Origin of the sequence: Glycomyces tenuis DSM 44171, from assembly GCF_000427885.1 — a bacterium.
GTDB classification, from domain to species: Bacteria; Actinomycetota; Actinomycetes; order Mycobacteriales; family Micromonosporaceae; genus Glycomyces; species Glycomyces tenuis.
Genome location: NZ_KE386600.1, coordinates 162,979 through 183,187 on the forward strand (window position 1 = coordinate 162,979; position 20,209 = coordinate 183,187).

The window sequence follows — 20,209 nt, forward strand, 5'->3', positions numbered from 1 at the left end:
GGGAGCGAAATCCTCCCGGCCACCGCTCGATTCAGGCGGGCCGACATCGTCAGCCGTGGCCGGCCGTCGGTGTCATCCGAGGTCGGGGACTTCGTCGCGGGTGATGACGTAGTCGCTGCCGTAGACGTGCCGCAGGTGTGAAACGGAGTTGCTGACGGTCAGGTGGTCGCCGTGCCAGTGTTGAAGAGCACCCAGCCGGTGCCGGTGGATCGCAGCCGGTCGGGGTCGGGGATGGGCCCGTTCTCGTGCAGCGCGATCGGCATGGTGTCGCCGACGATGCCGCGCATCTCGTTGTACATCGACGTCAGCGGGTCGTAGTTGCCGTCGCCGGCGTAGGTGTCCGCGCCGATGTGGTAGCCGATCATGGGGATGCCGCCGGCGTTCCACCAGTCGATGGCGCGCTGGGAGAAGTCCGGCGAGTCGGTCTCACCGTCTGGACGCTGCTGGTCCCAGCCGTCGGGAACGGTTCCGTAAGCGGTGTAGCCGAGCCGTTCGTAGAAGGCGCGGTTCCCTGTCTCGTGTTCCTCGTAGCGCAACTCGGCTCGGGAGCGCCCACGAGAGCGGATGCGGTCTTCCAGTGCGCCGACCAGCAGGGTCCCGAGGCCGCAACGCCGCAGGATCGGATGGACGGCCAGTTGCCACAGATAGCCCGCGTCGGCGAACGGAGTGAAGTCGACCCCGCCGATCGCGACCGGGGCTCCCGATGGGGCGCCGATCGCCAGATAGTCGACCTCGCCGGCCTCGGCTCGCTCCAGTTCGCCGGCCACCGCTGCCAGATGCGAGGGACCGCCCGCCCACCCGCAATCGTTCAGGTCGTCCATGGACAAGTCGCGAACCACCAGGGACAGCGTCACCTCCGCGTGCTCCACCGTCCCAGAACCGTCCGACCGGTTCCCCCGTCGCTGATCCATCACGCGAGCCTGCCAGCCCCCGGGGCAGTATCGCAACGGGCCACCCGGCAACGATTGCGGGACGGCTTTTAACCCTGCGATGTCATGCCCGTGTGCGGGGCATGCGCTGATCGCGCGGCCGCGATGTCGGGCCCGTGTTCCACAGCCCAATCGGCGAGGGCCGAGAGCGGTACGAGCAGGGTCCGCCCGAGTGGGGTGAGGCGGTACTCGACGCTGGGCGGGTTGGTGGGGAAGACCTCGCGATGGACCAGTCCGTCGTGCTCCAGTCCGCGGAGCGTGCGGGTCAGCATGCGTTGGCTGATGGTCTCGATCCCGCGGTGGAGCTCGTTGAACCGGTACGGGCGTTTCCCGAGCAGTACGACCACCAGGATCGACCACTTGTCGCCGACCCGCCGGAGTACGTCGGTGACCGGACACTGCTCGTATTCCTCGACCGGCACCGGATCGGGCAGGGAGGCGCTGACCATTGAGGGCACATCCGTGTGCGTACCGGACATCAAACTGCCTCCTTGTGCGACCGCGGCTGGTTACTGATGATGGTAGTGCTTACTGGAAGTAACTACCTGAGGAATCGATACATGACTGCTCCGCAACCGAACCCGCACAGCCCCCGCGTCATCGTCATCAGCGGGGGGACCGATGGGATGGGACGCGCTCTGGGCCTCGCGCGCGCCGAACGCGGCGACCACGTCATCGCGCTCGGCAGCAATCCCGCCAAAGGGCGCCAACTCATCGCCGATGCCGACCGGATCGGCGCCGCCGACCGTGTCGACTTCATCCAGGTCGACCTGTCCGGCGTCGAAGCCACCCGGCGGGCGATTCGCGATATCGCCGCCCGCCACCAGGTCGTCGATGCGTTGTGCCTCTTCGCGAACCGGCAGTCGCCGAAGCGCACGCTGACCCCCGAAGGGCTCGAACGGACCTTCGCCCTGTACTACCTCAGCCGCTACCTGCTCAGCCATGAACTCGCTCCACTGCTGCGCCGAAGCGCGGCCGGCGTGATCGTCAACGTCGCCGGTGTCGGCATGGACAAAGGCAGCGTCCACTGGGATGACCTCCAGCTCGAGCGCAAGTACAGCACGATCACCGCCCAGCTCCAGGCCGGCCGCGCCAATGACCTCCTTGGCGTCGCCTACGCCGCCCAGCCGAAGAACCCCGTCCGATACGTCCTGTACCACCCCGGGTTCACCAAGAGCGGCGACCTCGGTCCCTTGCCCGCCGCGGCGCGCCTCTTCATCCGCGTCGCTGCCACGTTCGCCGCGCGCACGGTCGAGCAATCCATCGCACCCGTCCACGGGTTCATCGACAACCCGCCCTCGACCCCGCTCACCGCGATCGACCGCGACACCTCGCTGCCGCTCACGCTGAAGACACTCGATCCGGCTGGTGCCGAACGACTCGCCGAAACGACGCAGGCGCTCCTCGCCGCGCTTCCGTCTGGATCCGCAATCGAATAACAGCCCATGACGCCGCGATCCCGAAACACGTCGATCGACAAGGAGAATCGCGCCTGCGCCGATATCGCCTGTCATCGCCGATCTGTTCGAACAGCTGGGACCGCTTGCCCTGGATGATCTCCCTGACCTGCGCGGATCGAAGACCACCAGGGGAACGCGGGTGCACCTGCTCTCGGCGGTCGACCACGGTCAGGCGGTCACCCTCGCCCAGCGGCATGTCGACCAAGAAGTCTATGCAAAAGCCGCTTCCGAGTGACGGCGGAACATCTGGAGCTTGACCACGGTCTGTAGTGCGCGGTCGGCCTTCGGCAGCGACCGCCCTTTGATTCCCTGACTTGAGGCCACGTTCATCGGCGCTTCCGGCTGCGCTTCGGCTCGGCGATGACGATGACCGGGTGCTGTCCGGACAGACTGAGCGGACGGCGCTCGACGAGGTTCCAAGCTGATCGCTCGGTCTCGAAGTGGCACAACAATTCCGGCGGTACCAGGCACACGAGCCGTCCATCGTCGGCGATGACCCGCCGCCACGCCGCCAGGAGCGCGGGGAAGCGCTGCACCGTGGCGACCTGGCGCCCCCAGGCCGGATTGGTCACGATCCGGTCGATGCCGCCGGCGGGCATCGGCAGTCGGGCGGCATCGGATTTCGCGAATGCGATGTCGGTGAGGCGTCGCGCGTTGCGCGCAGACGCGGCGAGCGCATCCGAGTCGAGGTCAGAACCGATGAAGTCGGCGCGGGGAGTGAGCTTTTTCGCTTCGATGAGGATCGTCCCGGCGCCGCAGCAGGGATCAAGGACGGTCATCCCCGTGTCGATCCCGGCGAGCCGGGCCATGGCCGCGGCCACCGGCGGGTGCAGGGTGCCCCGAATCGATGCGGTCTTCCAGGCTCGGCGGTGGAGGGGCGGGCGGCGGCCTCGGTAGCCGAGCAGGAGGCCCTCGGGTGAGAGCACCGCGCGCCACTCGGCGGCACCGGCCGGAGGTCGGTTGCCGCCGCTGCGGGAGACGAACCGGGCTCGGAGACGCTCGGAGAGGAACGAGCCGATCACGTCCTCGAGCTCATGGCGGTTGTAGGTTCGCCGACCGATCATCGATGCCGAGACGGCCAGGACCGGGTCGCCGCGATCGAAGTCGGACTCGATCGGCTTCAGGTCAGCGGCGTCGAGCAGGTGGCGCAGGCGCTGCAGATCCGCTTTGGCAGGACCGGGGTCCGCGGTTCGTGCGATCTGCATGAGCAGGTCATCGACCGTCCGAGGACGCTCGGCCAGGCATGGCTCCGGAGCCGTGAGCAGCACCTGACGCTTCCGGATCGAGACGACTCGGCACCCGAGCTCGGTGAGTTCTGCGGCGGCGAGGTGCTCGAGTCCGTGGACGGTGCTGGCGAAGAGATGCCGGGGTTCCGGTGTTTCGGGCGTGGATGAGCCCACCGTCGAGCGACGGTTTGATGACATGACAAAGCTCCGGGTGAGCGACCTGGAGCGGCGGGCAGCCGCACCACATCGCTAGCCACGGGGATTCCCTCTGGACGGCTAGCGGAGCGCTAACCGAGACGGAAGAAGCTGTATGTCACCGCGCCATGCTAACTCACCCGAACGAGACTTTCGCATCAGCTTGCTGCCGTTCGCGTATTGGAGAGGACAGTTGTCCCGGCGTCGTTGTCCATGACCCGGCCTGCTGGGGAAAGGCTTCCGATGGTCGAGGACGGTGTGCAGTCGCGGTGTCCCGGCGTGGGAGACGCTGACTAGACTGGGGCTGCCGCTGCCGAGTGTTGTTCCGGTGTGCGCGCCGGTTCAGGACCGGCGCGTAGCAGCCGGTGCCTGGCGGCTGATGTGAAACCGGGGGAAGCGATGACCGAGACCGCTGGCCGTTCCGGGCGTCGGCATGCCGGCGATGGGGCGGCCGGGTGGAAGCGATCGCCGCTGCTGCGCCGCGGCATGTTCGTCGCCGCGGTCCTCCTCGTCTGCTTCCTGTGGGCCATGCCGATAGCCGGGCTGGCGTTCGCCTTGGTCGAGCGCGGAGTCGCGTATTGGTGGCTGATACTGATATTCGGACTGCTCATGCCCGTGATCGCGATGGCCGCGGTTCGCGGCGCCCTCATCGCTTCCGGTCGGGGCGGCGAGGCTCCCTCCTCGGTCGAACACGGCGCCGCCGCTTCCTCCGTGCCGCCGCACCATGCCTCGGTCGCCTCCGACACCGATCCGGTGGCTGAGTCGTCCGGTGCCCCGACCCGATCGGTGATCGAGCCGCTCAGCCCGCGGGAGATCGAGGTGTTGGAGCAGCTGGCGGCCGGGCGGTCCAACCGCGAGATCGCCGTAGCGCTCTACGTGGCGCCCGGCACGGTCAAGGCGCACCTGAACCACATCTTCCGCAAGCTCCAGGCCACCAGCCGGCTGCAGGCGGTCGCGCACGCCCGTCAGGCTGGCCTGCTCGACGCGCTCGATCGGAAATAAACCCGCTGTAACCCCCGGTTATGGCCGTCCGGCAGAGGTCGTGGCGGTCGATTCCCGGCTACGTTTCGGCTCCCACACCCCGATCGCGCCAGACCGGCCGCCCCTGTCGACGGGCCCCGGTCCGGGTCCCAACGCAAGGAGCCGGTAGCCACGATGAACACCCCAGCAATGACGAGCGTCAGTCCTCCGCCGGTGCCCGCCCGGAGTGCACGGCTCGTGCCGGTCCTCCTGTCCATGTCGTTCACCGTCGTCGTCCAGACGCTGTCGATGTCCGCGTTCGTGCCGGTGCCGGTGGCGATGCTCATCGGCCTGGGATGGGGCGTCGCGATCGGCCTGGCCGCGGCCTGGATCGCGGGCAAGGCGAGAGCGAGCGCGTGGTGCGAGGACGTGCTCGTCGTCCTCGGAGCGGTCGCGATGGCCGCGCTCGCCTTCGGAGGCGGGGTCGGGCTCCTGCTGCTGGGCACCGCCCTGGACAGCTCGTCGCTGACCGGCGAGACGCTGGTGCTGATGTTCCTGCCCAGCATCCCCATCGCGATCGCCTCGAACACGCCGATAGAACTCTTCGCGGTGCCCGCGCTGCTGATATTGGGGTGGCGAGAGGGCAGGCGGCGGGCCCTCATCGTCGCCGCCTCGGCGCTGTTCCTCATCCACCGCGTCTGGACGCAGCTGGTGTTCGCCGCCGATCGACTGGACTTCGCCGCCATGGAGCAGTCGACCACGCCGCTGACCGAAACCGAGCGCCGGCAGATCGCCACCGACCTTCAGATCGAGGACCCGCGGTGGATCCTCAACCTGGTGGTCTTCGCGCTCTTCCTGCTCGCCGCGCAGTTCTCACGCGTCCGAGAGCTACAGGCGGCGACCACCTCACCCGGACCCGATGGACAGTGAAGCGACACTTTCCACCCGGCGAGAATAAACGCGACGCCGACCATCGCCGGACCCCCGCAGGGCAATACGACTGCCGGCGAGAATAGAACCAGCACAACGCGATACAGCTGTCGTGCCAGCGCCGCGGCTGTATCGCGTTGAGCCGTCCCCTGCTGTTGAGCGGGCGGTTGCCGCGGTGTGCCGGCGCCGGTTCATGCGAGGTGGGTGGTGAACCATTCGGCGGCGAGGGCGGTCGCATCGTGGGCCGCGTCCCGGTCGTAGAGCTCGTTGTGGGTCACGCCCGGCAGGATCTCGATTCGTTTCGGGCCGGTGAGCCGCTCGTACACCGCCTGGTGGTCCTCGGGGAGGGTGGAGACGTCCTCGCCGCCGACGATGAGCATCCCGGCGCGCGGCCCGACCGTGTCGGCCGAGGTCCGCGTGTCGTGCACCAGCAGGGTCCGCAGGGACATGGCGGTGGCCTGGTTCTTCCAGCGTGCGATGCCACCGCGTTCGGGATCGCCGTAGTACTCCTCGGCGATCGGGTTGTCGAACAGCACCGGTCCCTCGTGTCCCTCGGTCCGCACCACCGGGATCCGGTCGAGCTCTCCGCTCCGGTGGTGGCGCTGGAGCATCGCCGTCTGTTCGGCCAGCATGTCGTCGTAGGCCGGCATCAGCTCCCGGGCGCGGGCCGGGTTGAGCAGCCCGGCGGCGACGGCCACGAACGCGCGGACCCTGGGGTCGGCGGCGGTCAGGTTCATCGCCAGGCCGCCGCCGATCGACACGCCCATCGCCCCGATGCGGTCGGCGTCGACCGCGGGCAGTCCGGCCAGGTGGCTGACCGCGACGTGGAGGTCGGCCAGCCGATCCTCGTTGTCCTCGTGCTGCCGCGGCCCGCCGCCGCTCTCGCCGAAGCCGCGCTGGTCGAACGCGAGGGTCACGAATCCGGCCTCGGCCAGCCGCTGCGCGTAGCCGGCGTTCACCGACTGCTCTTTGACCGAAGTCATCGCATTGCTGACCACGATCGCCGGCGAAGGGCCGGCGGCCCGCTCCGGCACTCGAAGGTGCCCTGCCAGCCGGACGCCGTCCGGTGTGCGCATGCTCATCCGGTGGAGCGTGACGCCGCCCTCGATGCCGAGCACGGTGTCCTCCTCGGATTGCTCGGCCGCGGCGGTGCCTGCAGTGGCGGCGTCGAGCAGGAGCCCCGCCGTCGCGGCGCCTCCCGCGACGAGCAGGCGGCGGCGGCCGTTGCGGTGGCCGGTGTCGTCGGTGGACGCGTTCATGAGAGGGTGCTCCGTTCGTTCAGGTGATGGGGTGCAGGCGGAAGCCGGGCGTGGAGAGCCGACCGATGACGTCGGGGTCGAACAGGATGTACGGCTGGTAGAGCTCGGGCCGTCCCGCCTCCTCCAAGCGGGCCGCCTGCTCCTCGGTGAGGGCGAGGTCGAGCGCGGCGAGGTTCGCCTCGAGCTGGTGGACGTCGCGCGCGCCGATCAGGGGCGAGGCCACCCCGGGGCGGTTCGCCGTCCAGTTGATCGCGACCTGCGCCGGCGTGCCGCCGATCTCGCCGGCGACCGCGGTCAAGGTGTCGAGCACGGCCCAGTCCCGTTCGGTGCGGCGCCGCATGAACGGCGCGTCGGCGATCGCCCCGAGCCGTCCGTCGCCGGTCGCCGCGGTGCCCTCACCGCGGGTGTACTTCCCGGTCAGGAAGCCGCTGGCGAGCGGCGACCACGGGACCAGCTCGGTCCCGAACTCGGCGGCGGCCGGGAGGTGCTCGCGCTCGATGTGCCGTTCGACCAGCGAGTATTCGAGCTGGAGGGCGGCGACGGGCTCCCAGCCGTGCCGGTCGGCGAGCATCTGCGCCTTGGCGAAGTACCACGCGGGGACGTCCGAGAGGCCGACGGCGAGGACCTTGCCGCTCCGCACCAGCGCGTCGAGGGTCGACATCACCTCCTCGACCGGGGTCAGGGTGTCCCAGAAGTGCATCCAGTACAGGTCGACGTGGTCGGTCTGGAGCCGCCGCAGCGAGGCGTCCAGGGAGCGCAGCAGGTTCTTGCGCCCGTTGCCCGCGGCGTTGGGCTCGCCGGGCCTGGTCGCCCCCGAGTACTTGGTGGCGAGCACGACATGGTCGCGCGAGCCGGTCTCCTTGACGAACGCCCCCACGAGTTCCTCACTGCGGCCGCCGCCGTAGCCATCGGCGGTGTCGACGAAATTCCCTCCCCATTCGAAGTAGGCGCGGAATATCGCACGGGCGGTGTCCTCGTCCGTGCCCCATTCCTTTTGACCGAACGTCATCGTTCCCAAGGCGAGCGGACTGATCCGCAGCCCGGTGCTCCCCAGCAGTCGATAGCGCACCAGTAGTGTTCCTTTCCAAGCGGTCGGAAGTCATCAGTACGATATGCGCGGCGGCGCCGGCCGGGCTTGTACGTTCTTGACAAACCTTTTCGGCCGCAAGAGGAGACAGTGTGCGAGACAAGGTGAACGGTGAGCCGTGGACGCCGACGGGCATGCCCGACCTGGTGCTCATGGCGAGCCCGCCGCAGGCCTACCGAGACAACCTCCACAGTGAACTCAAGCTCGTCTGGTGCAGTGGCGGATACGAGATCGAGCGTCGCGGCCGGCGCTACAGCGCGGGCACTGAACAGCTCATCGCGCTGCACGCGGGCGAGGCGCATTCCGGCCGGCCGGACCTCGAGGGCGGTGCGGCGAGCGAATGGCGCATCATCTGCGTGCCGCCGACCCTCGTCGACGCCGTCGCCGATCCCGATGACCTCAGATTCGAGCCTCCCGTCATCGACGACGGCGGCATCGCTCGCCTGTTCCGCTCGGTCTTCGACTTGTTCGAATCGCCCGTGTCGCATGCGGAGCAGAGAGCGGGTCTCTACGAGCTGGTGGCCGCGTTGACGCCGTTCGCCGCCCCGGCGGAGGCGCCGTCCTTCGACCCCGTCGACGACGCGGCGCTGCGCCGCGCGCAGGACCACCTGAGCGGCCGCATGGCAGACAACGTCACACTCGACGAGCTGGCCGACGTCGCGAAGGTGAACAAGTTCCGGCTGGTGCGGGCCTGCACCGCACGCTTCGGCCTGGCGCCGCACACCCTGCACCTTCGCATGCGCCTCGACCACGCCCGCCGACTGATCCGCGACGGCGCGCGGCTGTCCGACATCGCGCATGCGACCGGCTTCTACGATCAGGCCCACTTCAGCCGCACCTTCACCCGCGCCTTCGGCCTCACGCCCTCCGCCTACCGGGCCTCATGGAAGGGCACCGGCCCCGAACGCAAGATCGCCCCCGACCTGCGGTAGACCGGGGTCGAAGCCGTCCCCCACGAAGGACACGCCCCTGGGCGCGGACGCGATCAGCACCGAGGTAGCTGGGGATGAGCGTGTACACGGCGCCGTTAATCCGTCGTAGCCGCCGTCGGTCAGGATGGTCGGCGGGTGCCCTACCCTGCCCGCTACGAGAGCTTGTCTTTTAGCCTGCGGCACTGGTCAGAGTGCCCCGCGTGTACACGAGTGAAGCCCTTGCTTGATGATTCTTGTTGCGACGCAAGAATCTCCACTAAGGGGCGTCCCGTAAGTGGGTGCTGGCGCCCGATCCTCCGATCAGATGCTTGATGGTTTCGGTGCGTTCGGGCAGAGTTCCTGGCGGGATCGGCACGCAGTCGTAGCCCAGCTCGCGATAGGTCTTGCGGTGGAGCGCCTCGAACTCGATCGCTTCCTCGAGGTCGATCCGGCGGGCCGCGCTGGGGGTGATGAACCCCAGCAGCTCAACGAAGAAGACCCGCCGTTGGTAGACCTGTTCGGCCTCGATCCGGTCGAGTTCACGCTTCAGGGCAGGCGGGACCTGGTGCCCGAGGTGCCGAGCGAGGGCGAGGGTGCAGATCGGTGAGCGGTCGTAGAACTGCACGGTGTCGGGCCGGGCCGAGGCTGTGGTCTGGCGAGCGCGCTGCAGCTGGCAGATCCGGTCGGGAAACGACGGCTCGGTCCACGGCTTGGCGACGCCTCGGGCCTGGTCGAGGGTGATGACGTCGGTCGCGGCTTCCTCGACCACGGTGTAGCCGTCGGCCTCCAAGGATCGCAGGAGGGCCGTCTTGCCCGCGCCGGGAGCGCCGGTGAGGATGAAGCGTTGCAAGGATCTGCCTTTCTGATAGGGACGAATCGGATTCGACCGCCGCGGCAGCGTGCCGCGGCAAGCACGGTGAGCTGGTTTCATGACTGGTTGGGCACATGGGATCATGCCTGCGTGAGCGGTGTGATCAGCGCGGCGGACGAGGCCATGGTGGAGCTGTTCAGCGGGCTGAGCCCGCGCCTGTTCGCCAAGCTGGTGCGGCAGTTGCGCGTGAAGGCGCCGACCCTGCGCTGAAGGGCCGCCCGTGGAAGCTGGGGTTCGAGGACCGGGTGCTGCTGGTGGCGGCCTACTGGCGCACCAAGCTGACCATGCGGCAGATCGCGGCGCTGTTCGGGACCTCGAAGTCGGCGGCCGACCGGATCATCGACGACCTCGCCCCGAAGTTGGCGCTGCGTCCCAGGAAGCGCTACGCGCCGGAGACGGTTCTGATTGTAGACGGCACCCTGGTGCCCACCCGTGACCACACCGTGGCGGCCAAGAGCAAGAACTGTGCTCCCCCGTTTTTCCGGAGAGGTTTCATTTTGGTTTCCAATGAAGCCAGAAAGGGACATAGTTCGTATGCCTATCCGGAAGTACCCGCCGGAGTCGATTTCTGTCCACATAGACAAGGGTCGGTTCTCCACCCGGGTGTGTCCACGGAATCTGGCAACCAGGGGCACTCAGTCGCACAGGTGTCGGGTGAATAAAACGCTCCCGGTTCGATCCTGTGATCGGGACTGGGGGCGTTTTTGCATGTCACGGGCTTGAGCGAGCGACGAGAATCGAACTCGCGTCATTGGTTTGGAAGACCAGCCGGTGCAGGTGCCCAACCTGCTAAAACGTTCAGGGTAGTCGTGGATCCACCTCGAACCAGCCTGGTTTCCCGTTTCCCGTGAATAGCACGCTCGTGATCTGAGCGGCCTCGCGGAGCAGGTATACGGCATGGGGCCGAGGCACATCGGTGTCTCGGAATAGCTTCAGACCTGGACAGAGCGGCTCAGGTGATGTGAAATTAAGCGATTCCCTGACTGCCGCTCGGGCGGGGAGACCCACGACGCGGCACCGTTCACGCTCGGGACATAGAGCTGCCCCGCGTGGGCGGGGCGACTAGCGTTCGGACCGGGGCGTGACCACGAGCGTCGCGGCGGCGGTGTTCGCTCGATCGACGGCCCGGGTGAAGGAGTCGCCTGAGGCTAGGGACGCCAGCAGCGTGCCGGCGAATTCGTCTCCCGCACCAGTCGTGTCCACGGCCTGGAGCGGTATCGCCTCGATATGCCCGTGCTCGGCGTCGGCCGCGAACGTCGCGCCACGTGCCCCGACGGTGATGACGACCGAGCGGGCGATCCGGCGCAGCTTCGCAGCCGCCGCATGGTCGGCGGCATCGACGCGATCGGCACTCGGCGGCTCCCCGAGCAGGTACGCGGCCTCAGTCTCGTTGACGATGAGCGGGTCGGCCAGGTCGATGATCCCACTTGGCAGCTCGGCCACGGGGCTCGGATTGAGCATGAACCTGGCGCCGTTCGCCTCGCACCAGCGGGCCGCGGCGGCGACGGCGTCGAAGGGGATCTCCAGTTGCGCGAGCACGGCGGCCGGTCGTATGCGGTCCATGGCGGCGGTGACGTGCTCTGGCGTCACCGCGTGGTTGGCGAGCGGGGCGACGACGATGCTGTTCTCGCCGCCGTGGTTCACCTCGATGAGTGCGCGGCCGGTCGGGACGTCGGACCGCGTCACCTCGTCGACCTTGACGCCTCGGCGTCTCGCGTCTTCGACCGCCCGGGTGCCGAACGCGTCGTCGCCGACGCAGCCGAGCAGGTGCGCCTGGACGTGCTTGGCGGCGGCCACCGCCTGGTTGTATCCCTTGCCGCCGACGGTCTCGGCGTAGGCGGAGGCGAGGATCGTCTCGCCGGGCAGGGCGTGCCGGTCCACGGTGACGACCAGGTCGATGTTGACCGAGCCGACGACCGCGACCGCCGGTGGGGGCGGGGTGCTGGCGGGCATGGGGTGTCTCCTCACTCGTTCGGGGCGGTCGACGCGGGGCGGGGCGGGCACGGCGCCCGCCCCGCGCGCCTCCTCTCAATCGCCGGCGACCCAGGTCGACAGCGCGCGCCACAAGGGCGCGTAACCCGTCCACTCCATAAACGGCGGAGGAGCCCAGTGCGGCGACATGTCCGAGGTGAACACCCCGGTCCGTCCGCGGCCGGCCGCGGCGACCGCCACCAGCGGGTGGCCGTTGACTTCGGCGAGCACGTCGGCGCCGTCCTTCGGTTTCGTCCGGTTGAAGCCCAGCAGCGAGGGCCACAGCTCGCCGGCCGCGCCGATCGCCGGATGCTCGGGCCTGAGCACCTTGACGGTCGCGCCCTCGGGGTGCTCGGCGCGGTCGTCTACTTCGAGGACCTCGACGGGCAGCAGATCGCCGATCGGGCTGTTGGCGTACCCGGCCTTGGCGTCGACGCCCGAGAACGAGAGGTAGCCGCCGACCATGAGCAGCCCGCCGCCGCCGAGGACGTACTCGCGGATGAGCGCGAGCCGGTTCGGTTCGCTGACGCTGGTGTTGAACACCGCCCGGGACAGCAGGAAGGTGTTCGCGCCGACGTCGCTGATGACCACGAGATCGTAGGACCGGAGCGTGTCGAGGTCGGTGGGGAACGCCGTCTCGATGGTGTGCGCGGGCAGGTGGACGACCTCCCAGCCGTCGCCGCGCAGGGCCTCGGCGTATTCGCGTCCGCCCTCGACGTACTCGGTCGTGGTGAAGCTGTCGAATCCCTTCTGGTGGATCATGTGCGTCGTCCACGACTCGCCGAGCAGCAATGCCTTCTTCATGTTCTGGCCGCCTTTCATCCGATGGTTCCGGAGGGGAAGAGCTCGAGGAACTTCCAGTCGTGTTCGGGGACGATGAGGTCGGCCTCCCGGCGCAGCCGCTCGTAGCCGGCCATGAGGTCGGGCAGGTCCCAGAACGACCCCATGGGCCAGTTCAGTTCGAGGTTCTTGTAGTTGTACATGACGTCGCTGGTCAGGCATACCGTGCCGAGTTCGGTCTCGACCATGACGACCATGCAGCCGGGTGTGTGGCCGCCGATCTTCACCAGTCGCACGGCCGGGTCCATCTGCACGTCGCCGTCGATCACCCGCAGCCGGTCGCGGACGGCCTCGACCTTGTAGGCGTACTCGGGGTAATAGAACATGCAGAAGCCCGGCGGCTCGGTGGCCTGGGGCAGCTCGTCCCGCTGCACGACGAACGTGGCGTTGGGGAAGAGCTCGTTGTTGCCGACGTGGTCGAAGTGCAGGTGCGTCAGCACGACCACGTCGACGTCGCCGGGTTCGACGCCGTGGCGGGCCAGGCCCGCCACGAGGTCCTGCTCCGCCGAGCGCGAGGCGACGAAGTCGACGCCGTAGCGGCTCTGCATCCGCGACACCTCGTCGATGTCGCCCAGGCCGGTGTCGACCAGGATCGTCTGCTCGGTGCCTTCGAGGAGCCAGACCGGCACGGGGACCATCACTCCTTCATGGACGGACCCGTCGCGCCGGACGATGTCGTTCCGGAAGCCGTAGGGCAGCCGGTCCTCCTCGGCCAGGTCCGGGTGCGCCCCGGAGTTGAGGAGCGAGACCGGGAGCGAACTCTCCAGCTCCCCTGTCACGATGTGGTGGATCTTGACGCTCATCGTCGTCCCTGCCTTTCTAATAGCCGGTCTCGTCGGCGCCGTACTCCTCGACATAGGCGTCCCAGACCTCCCGCATGAGGAAGTGGTCCGCGGCGTCGACCGGCGCGGGGATCGCCCCGGTGTCGACGAGGTAGCTGTTGTCGCTGTCCCAGGTGTCCTTCCAGTAGGCGACGCCGTCCTCGTCGAGGATCATCGACTCGGCGTCCGCGGCGTTGCCCGCGTACAGCTCGATGTTCTGCCAGTACTCCTTGAAGCCCTCGAGGGTGAGCCCGGCGGCCGTCTCCTCGTTGAGCCGGTCGGTGACGGTGGTGCCGCACGCGTCGGTCTCGGCGTCGCAGTAACGGACGATGCGGTGCATGACGTTGAGGAAGGCGAGGATCTCCTCCTCGTTGTTCTCGACATAGCCGCGCTTGGTGATGACGCCGTTGATGGGCGGCGGCGCGAGCTCGGGGCCCGAGAGCCCGATGACCATGCCCTCGTCGAGGGCCTTCGAGCGCTGCGGGACGCCGCCGAGGTAGGCGTCGCCGGTCCCGCTGAGGAAGGCCGCCAGGCCCTGGTCGGGGTCCATGTCGACGAAGTCGACGTCGCTCTCGTCCATGCCGACCGAGGCGAGCGCGTCGTTGATCTGCTTGCCCATGTCGGTCGAGAGGGTCGTCACGATCGTCTTGCCCTCGAGGCTCTCGATCATCGCGGTCCGCGCCTGCTCGCGGTCGCCGAGCTCCGCTTCGAGCTCGTCGATCGTCTGGAGCGATCCGTCGTCGCGGAGCATCAGGGACGAGCCCTCGGTGAACGGGTTCCACCCGTAGGCGTAGACGATGTCGGGGTCGGAGTTCGCGATCGACACCACTCCGGTGGTGTTGTTGACGGCCATGTCGACGTCCCCGGAGATGAGGGCCGGGGTGATGCCGTTCCAGGCCAGCGACTTGAGCTCGACGTCGAGCCCGGCCTCCTCGAACCAGCCCCGCTCCTCGCCGATGATCGGCAGGTAGGTGTCCTGGAACGGGGAGATGCCGATGGTGATCTTCGTGAGGCCGTCGGCCCCCTCTTCCAAGGTGTCGCCGCCGCCGTTGCAGCCGGCGAGCGCCAGGACGGCGACCGCCGTGACGGCCGAGTAGCGTTTCGCGGTCTTCATCGTGCGTTCCTTTCTGTGGGTGCCGTCTCCTGGGCGAGGCGATTGGCGTGCGTGTCGCTGGAGTGCGTCGGTCAGCGCTGTGCGGCCCAACGGGTGACGTGGGCGCTGATGCGGGAGATGGCCTGGTCGAGCACGACTGCCATGAGCGCGATGCAGATCGTGCCGAGGAGCACGACCGCCGTGTTCAGGGTCCGGCTGGCCTGCATGATCAGGCGGCCGATGCCCGCGTCGGCCCCGAGGAACTCGGCCGCGACGACGACCGCGAAGGCCAGGGCGCTGCCGATCCTGAAGCCCGACAGGATCTCCGGGACGATCGCCGGCAGGACCACCGAGCGGTAGACCCCGCCGCTGTCCGCGCCGAGCGAGCGGGCCGCCTGGAGGTAGACGGGCGGGACGTTGCCCACCGCGACCGTCGTGTTGACGACCATGACCATGAAGCAGGCGAGCGCGCCCAGGAACAGCTTGCCGCTGTCGCCGATCCCGAACCAGAGGATCACGAACGGGATGAGCGCCACCGGCGGCACGGGGCGCACCGCCTCGATGATCGGGTTGAGCGCGTACATGAGCCACCGGGCGCGGGCCATGGCCAGGCCGATGACCACGCCGAGGGCGGAGCCGCCGATCCAGGAGGCCAGGACGCGGCCGAGCGTCGCGCCCGCGTCGGCGAGCAGCTGCGTGTTGAGCGTGGTGATCGCCGTCCACAGCGCCTCGGGCGAGGGCAGGTAGAGCTGCTTGACCGTCTCGGTGCCGGTGGTGACGGTCCACCACAGGACGAGCAGCGCCGTGACGACGCCGATGCTGATCAGCGGGCCGAGGTTGCGTTTCGGGGCCGCGGCCGCCGGCGGGGCGCCGGGGACGGCCGCGGCGGTCTCGTCAAGCCGTGTCATCGTGGACCTCCCTGAGCGAGTGGGCGATGTCGATCCGCAGCGCCTGGAAGTCGGGGTCGGCGCGCAGGTCGAGGTTCCGGTCGGGGCCGAACGGCACGTCGACGACGCTGTGCACTCTGGCGGGGCGGGGCGTCATCACGATGACGCGGTCGCCCAGGAAGAGCGCCTCCTCGATGTCGTGGGTGACGAACACGATCGTCTTGGGCTCGGCGTCGGCGACCCTCCTGAGCGATGTCCACATGGTCTCCTTCGTGAACAGGTCGAGCGCGCCGAACGGCTCGTCGAGCAGCAGCACGTCGGGTCCGCTGGCATAGGCGCGGGCGAGGTCCACCCGCTTGCGCATGCCGCCGGACAGCTCCTTCGGGTACGCCTTCGCGAAGTCGGACAGGCCGACCAGGTCGAGGAACCGCTCGATCCGCTCGGCGCGCCGGGCGCGCGGCATGCCCTGCATGCGGGGGCCGAAGGCGATGTTGCCGGCGACCGTGAGCCACGGGAACACCGCGTCGGCCTGGAAGACCACCGCCCGGTCGGCGGCGGGGCCCTCGACCTCCCTGCCGTCGAGGCTGATGGAGCCGGCGGTCGGCCGGATGAACCCGGCGATGAGGTTGAGCATGGTGGTCTTGCCGCAGCCGCTGGGCCCGACCACGCAGACGGTCTCGCAGTGGTCGATGGTCAGCGAGGTCTCGTTGAGCGCGACGGTGCGCTTGCGGGCCGTCGCGAACACTTTCGAGACCGAGTCGATGGTTATCTGCGCCATCAGCGGACCTCCTCGGGGACGGGCGCGATGCTCGGAGCGGATGTCGAGTCGCGGACGATGAGCTCGACGGGGTACACGTGCCGACCCCCGTCGAGCTCGCCGTTCTGGTCCAGGGCGGCGACCAGAGCGGCGACCGCCTCCCCGCCGAGGGCGGCGACGTCCTGTCGGACCGTCGTCAGCCGCGGGCGGGCATATCGGGTCGGGACGATGTCGTCGAATCCGGCGACGGAGACGTCGCGGGGAATCTCGACGCCGACGGAAGTCAGGTGGTCGATCGCGCCGAGGGCCATCAGGTCGTTGGCGGCGAAGAGGCCGGTGAACTCGCCGGCGGCGAACGCGCCGCCGAACGGCTCGACGGCCGCCCGGCCGCCGTCGTGGGTGAAGCCGCCGCTGACGATGTGCGGGGCGGGGGCCCCGGCGGCGGCCCAGACCTCGGTGAAGCCGCGGACGCGCTCGCGGCTGCTCACCAGGTCCGCGTTGGCCTCGAGGACGAGCACGTCGCGGTGCCCGAGGCCGAGGAGGTGCTCGGCGACGAGTCTGCCGCCGTCGTAGTTGTCCGAGACGAACGCCGTCGCCTCGGCGCCGGGCACCTCCTCGTCGACCAGGACCAGCGGGAGGTTGCCGAGCAGGCGGGCGAGCTCGGAGTTGCTCGGCGGGGCGCCCGCGGCGTACACGACGCCGTCGACGGCCCTGGAGCGGATCATCTCCAAGGCGTGCTTCTCACGTTCGTGATCGAAGCCGGTGGTGCAGAGCAGCACGTTGTAGCCTCCGAGGGTGGCCGACTGCTCGACGCCCTGCGCGAGCTCCGCGAAATAGCCGTTGCCGATGTCCGGCACGACCAGGCCGAGGATGCGCGTCCGTCCGCTGGCGAGGCTCTGTGCGGAGCGACCCGGGGCGTAGCCCAGTTCCTTGACGGCCGCGAGGACGCGCGCTCGGACGTCGGCGCTGACCCGCCGTTTCCCGCTGAGGGCGTGGGAGACGGTCGTGGGGCTCACACCGGCGAGCCTGGCGACGTCTGCGATAGAGACCATGTGTTCCGGGCCTTTCCGTCTTGCAAAGCGCTTTGGCAAAGCGCTTTGGCTCAACCTAACGCCATCGCACGGTAGACGCAAGTCACATTTGCATAACTGCGATGAAGCGGCTGGTCACGGGGCGGTGACCGTGCGACCCCCGGCGCCCGGCACGACCGCGACATCGCGGCGACCGAAAAGAGCTGCGAGCCGAGTGGCACGGCGCAGACGGCCTCTTGTCGGATCCGTGCGTGTTCGAGCAGTGCTTGGATTCAAGACCGCGTGACATCTCCCATTGTGGAGGCGATCGCGCGGAGAGACATCGGGCGAAGCGCGATCCAAGCCCCCGCCATGAGGACGAGGGAGCCGAGGAAGATCCAGAATCCGGTCCAGTTCGCCTCGTCGGTCGCCGCGTACATGTGGTTGAGGTTGCGCTGAGCGCCGGTCGCGAGCACGAGAGCCAGGTGCGCCACGATGAATGCGACGAACGCGATCATCAACGGGAAGTGCAGCGCACGCGCGGCCTCGATGGGGAACATCCTGTTGAGCCGGGTCGCGTTCCTCGGCCACGACGGTGACATCCGCAGCCCGGTGAGCAGCGACAGCGGGGCGACGAGGAAGACGATCGCGAAGTAACTCAGCAGTTGCAGCGCGTTGTAGTTCACCCAGCCGTCCTCGGCCGGCCAGTTCAGGGAGGCGTACTGGATCGCCGCCGAGAGCGCGTTCGGGAACACGTCCCAAGAGGTCGGCACGATCCTGGCCCACTGCCCCGTGGCGAACAGCAGGACGAAGAACACGACACCGTTGACGGCCCAGAGGGCGTCGGCGACGATGTGCAGCCACAGATCGATGCTGAGCTTCTTCGGCGGGTTCTTGGTACGGATCGGTCCGGCGTTGTTCCTGGTCCAGAACATCGTCGGTCGCTGGTTCGTGCGCACGGCCCAGCCCGACTTGATCACGAACACGATGAGGAGCGCGTTGATCCCGTGTTGCCAGGCGAGCCAGGCAGGGAAGCCGACCGGCGCCCACTCGGGCAGGTGGGATTCGCCCGGGTAGGCGGTCAGGAAGTCCCGCCCGATGCCGCTCGCCCGGAACGCCTGGGCGCCCAGCACCACGATGAGCAGTACCACGATCGCGGCCGGCACGAGCCACACGAGCTTGAACCATGGACGCTTTCGGACGGCGGCGAGCCGGTCGGCTGTCGTGCTCATCGTCGATCGGCCTCGATCTTCTCGATCAGCTGGGGCACCACGGTGAACACGTCGCCCACCACGCCGAAGTCGGCGATGTCGAAGATCGGCGCGTCCGGATCCTTGTTGATCGCGACGATGGTCTTCGCGGTCTGCATGCCCGTGCGGTGCTGGATGGCGCCGGATATGCCGAGGGCGACGTACAACTGCGGCGAGACGGTGACGCCGGTCTGGCCGACTTGAGCCGACTGCGGCACGTAGCCCGCGTCGACCGCCGCTCGCGAGGCGCCGACCGCGGCCCCCAGGGCATCGGCCAGCTGCTCGACGAGCGCGAACCGCTCCCGCGACTGGAGCCCTCGGCCGCCGGAGACGACGCGCGCCGCCGTGCGCAGCTCCGGCCGGTTCGAGGCGACCGGCGTCTCGGACACCCCCTCGACGGCGGCGCTCGGGACTGCCGACACCGGCAGCGCCTCGGATCTGACTTCGGGCTCAGTGACCGTCACCGGCCCTTCCAGGGAGCCCTGGCGCACCGTCGCGATGAGCGGGCCGCCCTCGACGGCCGACTCCACGGTGTACGACCCACCGAGCACCGAGGTGGTGGCCACCGCCCGTCCCTCGGCGGCGCGCAGGTCGACGACGTCGACGATCATTCCGGCGTCCAGGCGCACGGCCAGCCGGCCGGCGACCTCGCGGCCGTCGATGGTGTTCTCCGTCAGCACGGCGACCGGCGCGGTATCCGCGGCGGCGGTGGCGAGGGCGTCGACCATCGGCGTCAGCAACGCCGAGTCGACTTCGGGGGAGATGTAGTGGCGCACCTCGGCCGCCCCGGCGCGGCCGAGCGCGGCGATGGTGCCGTCGCCGAGCGGGCCGTCGGTCACCAGGACGGCGATCGGGGTGCCGAGGCGGGCGGCGCCGGCCAGCAACGCGGTGGCGTGAGCGTCAACGGTGTCGTGTGTTGAGAGTCTGATGAGGACGAGTATGTTCGGCACGGCCTGCTCCTAGATGAGGCGGGATGAGGTGAGGAATTCGGCCAGCTCCGCGGCCGCAGTGCCGTCGTCGGCGATCTTGCGGCCCGCCGCGCGGGCGGGGCGCCGCGTGGCGGTCAGCACGGTGGTTCGCGACGCCGGTTCGGCGACGCCGAGCTCGGCGAGCGCCACAGTGTCGAGGGGTTTCTTCTTGGCGCGCATCGAGCCCTTGAACGAAGGGAAGCGCGCCTCGGGGTTGCGCTCGGTGACCGAGACGATGGCCGGGAGCTCCGCGTGGATCGCCCTGGTGCCCTGCTCGCCGGCCCGTTCGCCCGCAACGTTGTCCGCTCCGATGGCGACGGTGTTGAGCGAAGTGGCGTGCGGGAGGCCGAGTCGCTCGGCGATCATCGCCGCCAAGGCGCCACCGCGGCCGTCGGTCGACTCGTTGCCGGCGATCACGAGATCGAACCCCTCACGGCGCAGTGCCGCCGCGAGCACGGCCGAGGTGCGCAGCATGTCCGATCCGGCGAGATCCTCGTCGAGAATGTGGACGGCGCGGTCCGCGCCGAGAGCGAGCCCTTTGCGAAGGACGTCGACGGAGGAGGCCGGCCCCATCGTCAGCAGCACCACCTCCGCCTTGCGCGCGTCCTTCTCCTTGAGCGCCACCTCCATCGCCCGCTCGGTGATCTCGTCGACGACGAGGTCGCCGCCGCGGTCGATCCTCCCGGTGGCCTGATCGAGCCGGCGGTCGCCGTAGGTGTCGGGCACCTGTTTGATGAGCACGATGATCTTCATGGTCGGTTCTCTCCTTCTGCGCGCGTGGGCG

20 protein-coding genes and 1 pseudogene are annotated in these 20,209 nt (G+C 69.0%); 5 read left to right on the forward strand and 16 right to left on the reverse strand.

Features of this window, described 5'->3' with window-relative positions:
- Nucleotides 1–158: 158 nt before the first annotated feature.
- Nucleotides 159–911, reverse strand: coding sequence for a GNAT family N-acetyltransferase (locus YWW_RS37085; protein ID WP_211228689.1), 753 nt, complete (start codon nt 909–911; stop codon nt 159–161).
- Between the two features lie 68 nt (nt 912–979).
- Nucleotides 980–1,408: a winged helix-turn-helix transcriptional regulator gene (locus YWW_RS37895; RefSeq protein ID WP_026932214.1), complete on the reverse strand. Its 429-nt coding sequence runs from the start codon at nt 1,406–1,408 to the stop codon at nt 980–982.
- A gap of 81 nt (nt 1,409–1,489) precedes the next feature.
- Here YWW_RS37895 and YWW_RS0124950 point away from each other — a divergent pair, with 81 nt between their 5' ends.
- Nucleotides 1,490–2,368 (forward strand): SDR family NAD(P)-dependent oxidoreductase, encoded by an 879-nt coding sequence (locus tag YWW_RS0124950; protein ID WP_026932215.1) that lies wholly within the window; start codon nt 1,490–1,492, stop codon nt 2,366–2,368.
- 347 nt (nt 2,369–2,715) lie between these two features.
- On the opposite strand, the gene YWW_RS34545 is transcribed toward YWW_RS0124950, so the two are convergent.
- Nucleotides 2,716–3,594, reverse strand: coding sequence for a TRM11 family SAM-dependent methyltransferase (locus YWW_RS34545; RefSeq protein WP_162146001.1), 879 nt, complete (start codon nt 3,592–3,594; stop codon nt 2,716–2,718).
- 615 nt (nt 3,595–4,209) lie between these two features.
- Between YWW_RS34545 and YWW_RS34550 the strand changes: the two genes are divergently transcribed.
- Together YWW_RS34550 and YWW_RS0124965 are read left to right on the forward strand one after the other, a co-directional pair.
- On the forward strand, nt 4,210–4,812 hold the full coding sequence (locus YWW_RS34550) for a helix-turn-helix transcriptional regulator (RefSeq protein ID WP_081687752.1): 603 nt from the start codon (nt 4,210–4,212) through the stop codon (nt 4,810–4,812).
- A gap of 153 nt (nt 4,813–4,965) precedes the next feature.
- Nucleotides 4,966–5,700 (forward strand): hypothetical protein, encoded by a 735-nt coding sequence (locus tag YWW_RS0124965; RefSeq protein ID WP_155830400.1) that lies wholly within the window; start codon nt 4,966–4,968, stop codon nt 5,698–5,700.
- 191 nt (nt 5,701–5,891) lie between these two features.
- On the opposite strand, the gene YWW_RS32950 is transcribed toward YWW_RS0124965, so the two are convergent.
- Both YWW_RS32950 and YWW_RS0124975 read right to left on the reverse strand, forming a co-directional pair.
- Nucleotides 5,892–6,959 (reverse strand): alpha/beta hydrolase, encoded by a 1,068-nt coding sequence (locus YWW_RS32950; protein ID WP_035696801.1) that lies wholly within the window; start codon nt 6,957–6,959, stop codon nt 5,892–5,894.
- 19 nt (nt 6,960–6,978) lie between these two features.
- Nucleotides 6,979–8,028 (reverse strand): aldo/keto reductase, encoded by a 1,050-nt coding sequence (locus tag YWW_RS0124975; protein WP_026932217.1) that lies wholly within the window; start codon nt 8,026–8,028, stop codon nt 6,979–6,981.
- A 110-nt stretch (nt 8,029–8,138) separates the two neighbouring features.
- Between YWW_RS0124975 and YWW_RS34555 the strand changes: the two genes are divergently transcribed.
- Nucleotides 8,139–8,978, forward strand: coding sequence for a helix-turn-helix domain-containing protein (locus tag YWW_RS34555; RefSeq protein WP_051326288.1), 840 nt, complete (start codon nt 8,139–8,141; stop codon nt 8,976–8,978).
- 256 nt (nt 8,979–9,234) lie between these two features.
- On the opposite strand, the gene YWW_RS32960 is transcribed toward YWW_RS34555, so the two are convergent.
- Entirely contained in the window at nt 9,235–9,807 is a 573-nt protein-coding gene (locus YWW_RS32960; protein ID WP_051326289.1) for an AAA family ATPase, read from the reverse strand.
- A 111-nt stretch (nt 9,808–9,918) separates the two neighbouring features.
- On the opposite strand from YWW_RS32960, the pseudogene YWW_RS35505 reads away from it, so the two are divergent.
- Nucleotides 9,919–10,292: pseudogene (locus tag YWW_RS35505) on the forward strand (transposase family protein); the annotation flags it as partial.
- A gap of 598 nt (nt 10,293–10,890) precedes the next feature.
- Here YWW_RS35505 and YWW_RS32965 read toward each other — a convergent pair.
- The 10 genes from YWW_RS32965 to YWW_RS36355 form a co-directional block, all read right to left on the reverse strand.
- Nucleotides 10,891–11,781 carry a ribokinase gene (locus YWW_RS32965; protein WP_035696799.1) on the reverse strand — a complete coding sequence of 297 codons (891 nt, stop codon included), beginning with the start codon at nt 11,779–11,781 and terminating at the stop codon, nt 10,891–10,893.
- Between the two features lie 75 nt (nt 11,782–11,856).
- On the reverse strand, nt 11,857–12,603 hold the full coding sequence (locus tag YWW_RS0125000; protein WP_026932218.1) for a glutamine amidotransferase: 747 nt from the start codon (nt 12,601–12,603) through the stop codon (nt 11,857–11,859).
- 14 nt (nt 12,604–12,617) lie between these two features.
- The gene (locus YWW_RS0125005) at nt 12,618–13,442 is read right to left on the reverse strand and encodes an N-acyl homoserine lactonase family protein (RefSeq protein ID WP_026932219.1); all 825 of its coding nucleotides are present in this window, start codon (nt 13,440–13,442) and stop codon (nt 12,618–12,620) included.
- Between the two features lie 16 nt (nt 13,443–13,458).
- The gene (locus YWW_RS0125010) at nt 13,459–14,574 is read right to left on the reverse strand and encodes an ABC transporter substrate-binding protein (RefSeq protein WP_026932220.1); all 1,116 of its coding nucleotides are present in this window, start codon (nt 14,572–14,574) and stop codon (nt 13,459–13,461) included.
- 71 nt (nt 14,575–14,645) lie between these two features.
- Nucleotides 14,646–15,461: an ABC transporter permease gene (locus tag YWW_RS0125015; RefSeq protein ID WP_051326290.1), complete on the reverse strand. Its 816-nt coding sequence runs from the start codon at nt 15,459–15,461 to the stop codon at nt 14,646–14,648.
- Nucleotides 15,448–16,218: an ABC transporter ATP-binding protein gene (locus tag YWW_RS0125020; protein ID WP_026932222.1), complete on the reverse strand. Its 771-nt coding sequence runs from the start codon at nt 16,216–16,218 to the stop codon at nt 15,448–15,450. Before YWW_RS0125020 ends, YWW_RS0125015 begins: the two co-directional genes overlap by 14 nt.
- The gene (locus YWW_RS32970) at nt 16,218–17,249 is read right to left on the reverse strand and encodes a LacI family DNA-binding transcriptional regulator (protein WP_035705063.1); all 1,032 of its coding nucleotides are present in this window, start codon (nt 17,247–17,249) and stop codon (nt 16,218–16,220) included. The genes YWW_RS0125020 and YWW_RS32970 overlap by 1 nt, the downstream gene beginning before the upstream one ends.
- A 251-nt stretch (nt 17,250–17,500) precedes the next feature.
- Complete coding sequence (locus tag YWW_RS0125030) at nt 17,501–18,439, reverse strand: cytochrome b/b6 domain-containing protein (protein ID WP_026932223.1); 939 nt, start codon at nt 18,437–18,439, stop codon at nt 17,501–17,503.
- Nucleotides 18,436–19,407 (reverse strand): electron transfer flavoprotein subunit alpha/FixB family protein, encoded by a 972-nt coding sequence (locus YWW_RS36350; RefSeq protein ID WP_026932224.1) that lies wholly within the window; start codon nt 19,405–19,407, stop codon nt 18,436–18,438. The genes YWW_RS0125030 and YWW_RS36350 overlap by 4 nt, the downstream gene beginning before the upstream one ends.
- A 9-nt stretch (nt 19,408–19,416) precedes the next feature.
- On the reverse strand, nt 19,417–20,178 hold the full coding sequence (locus YWW_RS36355) for an electron transfer flavoprotein subunit beta/FixA family protein (protein ID WP_026932225.1): 762 nt from the start codon (nt 20,176–20,178) through the stop codon (nt 19,417–19,419).
- Nucleotides 20,179–20,209: the final 31 nt, after the last annotated feature.

Bases quoted from the DNA above. Each gene is read 5' to 3' on its own strand.
- YWW_RS0125020 (WP_026932222.1), bottom strand. From the start codon at position 16,218: ATGGCGCAGATAACCATCGACTCGGTCTCGAAAGTGTTCGCGACGGCC.
- YWW_RS0125005 (WP_026932219.1), bottom strand. From the start codon at position 13,442: ATGAGCGTCAAGATCCACCACATCGTGACAGGGGAGCTGGAGAGTTCG.
- YWW_RS34550 (WP_081687752.1), top strand. From the start codon at position 4,210: ATGACCGAGACCGCTGGCCGTTCCGGGCGTCGGCATGCCGGCGATGGG.
- YWW_RS37895 (WP_026932214.1), bottom strand. From the start codon at position 1,408: ATGTCCGGTACGCACACGGATGTGCCCTCAATGGTCAGCGCCTCCCTG.
- YWW_RS0124950 (WP_026932215.1), top strand. From the start codon at position 1,490: ATGACTGCTCCGCAACCGAACCCGCACAGCCCCCGCGTCATCGTCATC.
- YWW_RS0125000 (WP_026932218.1), bottom strand. From the start codon at position 12,603: ATGAAGAAGGCATTGCTGCTCGGCGAGTCGTGGACGACGCACATGATC.
- YWW_RS0125010 (WP_026932220.1), bottom strand. From the start codon at position 14,574: ATGAAGACCGCGAAACGCTACTCGGCCGTCACGGCGGTCGCCGTCCTG.
- YWW_RS0124965 (WP_155830400.1), top strand. From the start codon at position 4,966: ATGAACACCCCAGCAATGACGAGCGTCAGTCCTCCGCCGGTGCCCGCC.
- YWW_RS34545 (WP_162146001.1), bottom strand. From the start codon at position 3,594: ATGCAGATCGCACGAACCGCGGACCCCGGTCCTGCCAAAGCGGATCTG.
- YWW_RS32965 (WP_035696799.1), bottom strand. From the start codon at position 11,781: ATGCCCGCCAGCACCCCGCCCCCACCGGCGGTCGCGGTCGTCGGCTCG.
- YWW_RS0125015 (WP_051326290.1), bottom strand. From the start codon at position 15,461: ATGACACGGCTTGACGAGACCGCCGCGGCCGTCCCCGGCGCCCCGCCG.
- YWW_RS32950 (WP_035696801.1), bottom strand. From the start codon at position 6,959: ATGAACGCGTCCACCGACGACACCGGCCACCGCAACGGCCGCCGCCGC.
- YWW_RS37085 (WP_211228689.1), bottom strand. From the start codon at position 911: ATGGATCAGCGACGGGGGAACCGGTCGGACGGTTCTGGGACGGTGGAG.
- YWW_RS0125030 (WP_026932223.1), bottom strand. From the start codon at position 18,439: ATGAGCACGACAGCCGACCGGCTCGCCGCCGTCCGAAAGCGTCCATGG.
- YWW_RS36355 (WP_026932225.1), bottom strand. From the start codon at position 20,178: ATGAAGATCATCGTGCTCATCAAACAGGTGCCCGACACCTACGGCGAC.
- YWW_RS32970 (WP_035705063.1), bottom strand. From the start codon at position 17,249: ATGGTCTCTATCGCAGACGTCGCCAGGCTCGCCGGTGTGAGCCCCACG.